Source organism: Streptomyces bambusae (assembly GCF_019400985.1).
GTDB classification, from domain to species: domain Bacteria; phylum Actinomycetota; class Actinomycetes; order Streptomycetales; family Streptomycetaceae; genus Streptomyces; species Streptomyces bambusae_A.
Window position 1 is genome coordinate 1 of record NZ_WTFF01000493.1, and the last position, 3,664, is coordinate 3,664.

Consider the following 3,664-nt stretch of genomic DNA (forward strand, 5'->3'; position numbering starts at 1 on the left):
AGGGAGCGGTACCGGTAGCTGCCGGGGAAGGCGGAGTTGGTCGCCCTGATGGTGGAGGCGGCGCGGGGGGTGCCGGGGGTGCCGGGGGCGCCTGAGGTGCCTGAGGTGGTGTCTCTGGGGGGGGGCTTCGGGGGGAGTGGTGGCCCGGGCTTGGACTCCTGGCGGGAGAGGCTCGGCGGGTGGGCTCGGGCCTTGCTGGTGGAGTTCCGTAGGCATCCGTGGCTGCTGGATGCGACTGTCGGGGCACGGGTGATGGGGCCACGTGAACTGGCGTGGATGGAGGAGGCGCTGGCCGCGCTGGACGGGTGCGGCCTGAGCGGGGCCGAGTCGATGGACGCGGTGGTGCTGTTGTCCGGACACGTGCGGGGGATTGCGGAGCAGACTCGGGCGATGGGGGGTGGCTCCATCACTGGTGGGGGTGGCCCTTCCTCTTCCGCTGCTGCGGCTGCCTCGGGTGTGGATTCCGATGCTGTTGGTGTGCGTAGCGACGCGGGTGCCGAGAGGGGCTCTGGCCCGGCGATCGGGGTCGACGCTCAGCTGGGGGAGGTTCTGGGCGAGGTGCTGAAGGAGCGCGCGGGAGAGTATCCGGCGCTCGCTGCGGCGATGGCGTCGGTGGCGGAGATCGGTGGTCAGGACCAGGCGCTGGAGTTCGGGCTGGAGCGGATCCTTGACGGGCTGGGGCTGCTGATCGAGGAGAGGCGGGGGAAGGGGGGGGGGTAGGGGGCTGGGGTGTGGGGGGAGTTGGCTGGGGGGCGGGGAGGGGGCCGGCTGGCTGGCTGGCTGGCTGGGCGGGGGCTCAATCGGCCTTGCTGGGTCGGCGGCCGGTCGGGGCGGCGGGCTGAGGCGGGGCGGGCGGCCGAGGGCATGGCCGGCGATTGTGTGGATGGGTCTCAGGCGGGGCGGGCGATGGGATGACCGCACGCAGCGGACTCGGGACCGCAGTTGGCTGGGGGGGGGCTCAACCGGCCCCCTGGCGGGGGGGGGGGTTGGCCGGGGGGGGTGGCGGCGGGGGAACGGGGACTGGGCCGGGTGGGGGTCGGGTCGGACAGGGGTCGGGGTGGGTTGGCGTCGGGGTGGGTCGGCGGCAGGCGTGGCTGGTGGCTGGGCTGGCTGGGCTGGCTGGGCTGGTGACGGGCCCGAGGAGTCAAGGGCTGGGAGGGCCAAGGGGCGGGTTGGGCCGGGATTCGAGTCGTTCCACGTAGGGCCTGCGGTGGACCGGCTAAGGGGGCGAGCCGCCGGTGGGCGGGGACAAGGCGGCTGCCTGCCCGGTTCCAGCGGTGTGCACGGGGTGGGCGAGCGGCGTTAACGCCGTTAACGCCGTTAACGCTGTACATGGGGAGGTGAGCACCGTTAACGCCGTTAACGCTGTGCGTGGGGTGAGGGCGGGCAGCGTTAACGGCGTTAATGGTGGATGTGGGTGAGGGCGGGAACCGTTAACGGCGTTAACGGTGTGCGAGGGGTGAGGGCGGGCGGCGTTAACGGCGTTAACGGTGCCGCCCTCGGTGCGGCGGGGTGACGGGGCGGCCTCGATCGAGTGGCCGGGGTGTGCGGGGCGGGCGCAACGGGGTCTCGTTGTGGCGTCCGGGTGGGGCAGTTGCCTTTTGCGTATGGGCACGGTGCCGGGCGGGAGAGAGGACTGGAGAGGTGTGGGGCTTGCGGCGTGGGTGGTTGGTGGGCTCCCTCATAGGGAGGGGGGGATGACGCCTGACGGCCGGAGAGTGGAGGGATCTGGTGCGGGTCCGGCGGTGGTGTGGCTTGGCGCTGTGTGGTGGCTCGCGTGGGTGGGGCTGGGCCCGGAGGGCCTGGTCGGCGGGGCGGGTTGCGGTCCGGGGTTGGGGCGTGGCTCTGGGGGAAGCTGTCCCCCCTTGCCGTTCCTCCGGTGCCTGGTCGTCAGGCTGTTGGCTGGGCGGGGCGGTGGTCGGGGTCAGGGGTGGAGCGCAGCGACATCGCGGAGCGACGCGACCGGAGGGAGCGCCCTTGAGGCCGGCCGCCGACCTGCACGGTCAATGGACTGACGGGCAGACACCGCGCACCTTCTGATTCGGCTGGTGGGGTTGTGCCTCCTTTGCCCTGCCCTTTCCCTTTCTCCATTGCCCTGCCGTTCCCTCTGCCTTCTGCCTTCTGCCCTCTGCCGACCGGGCCCTGCCTGCTGCGGCTTCCGTCAGCGTGTTGTCCAGCCGCCGTCGACCGAGAGGGTGGCGCCTACGACGAAGGAGGCGCGGTCGCTGCACAGCCAGGCCGCGGCTTCGGCAATCTCCTGGGGGGCGGCGATACGGGGGAGCGGGGCGGACTGGAGGAGGACCTCCTCCATGGCCGGGTTCTGCTCGAGCCACGCATCGATCATCTCGCTCCGCGTTGAGCCGGGCGCAACAGCGTTCACGCGGATGCCCTGGGCGGCGTACTCGGCGGCGGCGGCCTTCGTCAGCCCCAGGACCGCGTGCTTGGAGGCGATGTACGCGGCGGTGACGGGGGTGGCGACCAGGCCGGCGGTGCTGCTGTTGTTGACGATGGCGCCGCCGGCGCCGTGCGGGCCGAGCATTGCGCGGATCTCGTGGCGCATGCAGTTCCATACGCCGCGGACGTTGGTGTCCATCACGTCGTCGTAGACCTCCTCGTCGAGGAGGTGCAGGGGCTTGGGTTCGGCGCCGATGCCGGCGTTGTTGAAGGCGGCGTCCAGGCGGCCGTACGTGGTGACGGCCGCGGTCACGGCGCGGGCGACGTCGGCGGGCCGGGCGACGTCGGCGACGACGTACTGGGCTTGGTGGCCGGCGGCGCGCAGTTCTTCGGTGAGGGCGGCGAGTTCGGGCTCGCGGCGGGCGATGAGGGTGACGGCCGCACCCTCACGGCAGAACACGCGGGCAGCGGCGGCGCCGATCCCGGCGCTGGCGCCGGTGATCAAGGCTGATTTTCCTGCCAGTAGTGAATTGTTCCCCGCCATCACGGCGCGACCGTAACACGATGTGACTTTCCCTTCGTAGGGATTGGGCCGGTCGGGCCGGGTCGGGTCGGGTCGGCTCGGGTTCGGGTGCGTTGACGATGCGTCAGGGGAGTGGTGGCGGTGGGGGAGCAGCGGGTTCTGGTGACGGGCGGGACGGGGTTTGTCGGGGTGCCGGTGGTGGAGGCGCTGCTTGCCCGGGGGGTGACGGTGCGGCTGCTCGTGCATGTGCGAGAACCGGTCGTTCCCGGAGGGGCGGGGGAAGGAACGGGGGCTGGGGAGAAGGCGGGGGCGGCTGCGGCTGCGGCTGCGGCGGCTGGGGAGGTGGGGCTGGGGGGGGGGGATGGGCTCCGTGGGCCGAGGCCGAGGCTGGAGACAGGGCCGGGGACGGATTCGGGGCCGGGGCTTGGGCGGGTCGGGTTCGGCGGGGGCGGGCTGGGGGAGGGGGGGGCTGGTGGGGGTGAGGTGGGGGGGGGCGTGCCTGGCCGGGTGGGTGCGGCTGGTGGGGTGGGGCTGGGCGACCGCGACGGCGGGCTTGGCAGCGCCTGGCTTGGCGGGGGCGGGCTGGGCGCGGCGGTTTCGCCCGGGGGGGGGGGGGCTGGGGGGGGGGGGGCCGGGTGGGGGGGGTCCGGCGGGCCGGGGGGGGGGCCGGGGGGGGGGGTGGCGGGGGGTGGGGTCGGGGGGGGTGGGCGGGGGGGGGTTGATTTTTACCACTCTCCCGGCCACGCA

2 protein-coding genes are annotated in these 3,664 nt (G+C 73.5%); one reads left to right on the plus strand and one right to left on the minus strand.

The genetic code is table 11. The annotated features are described in order from the left end of the window. The first annotated feature begins 48 nt into the window (after window positions 1-48). Complete coding sequence (locus tag GPJ59_RS34575; protein ID WP_308120653.1) at window positions 49-720, plus strand: TetR/AcrR family transcriptional regulator C-terminal domain-containing protein; 672 nt, start codon at window positions 49-51, stop codon at window positions 718-720. Window positions 721-2,161: 1,441 nt separating this feature from the next. On the opposite strand, the gene GPJ59_RS34580 is transcribed toward GPJ59_RS34575, so the two are convergent. After that, a complete protein-coding gene (locus GPJ59_RS34580) occupies window positions 2,162-2,938 on the minus strand; it encodes an SDR family NAD(P)-dependent oxidoreductase (protein WP_219671984.1) in 777 nt (258 codons plus the stop codon). Window positions 2,939-3,664 lie beyond the last annotated feature (726 nt).

Excerpts from the sequence above, each read along its gene's own strand:
- GPJ59_RS34575 (WP_308120653.1), top strand. The coding sequence starts at position 49 with ATGGTGGAGGCGGCGCGGGGGGTGCCGGGGGTGCCGGGGGCGCCTGAG.
- GPJ59_RS34580 (WP_219671984.1), bottom strand. The coding sequence starts at position 2,938 with ATGGCGGGGAACAATTCACTACTGGCAGGAAAATCAGCCTTGATCACC.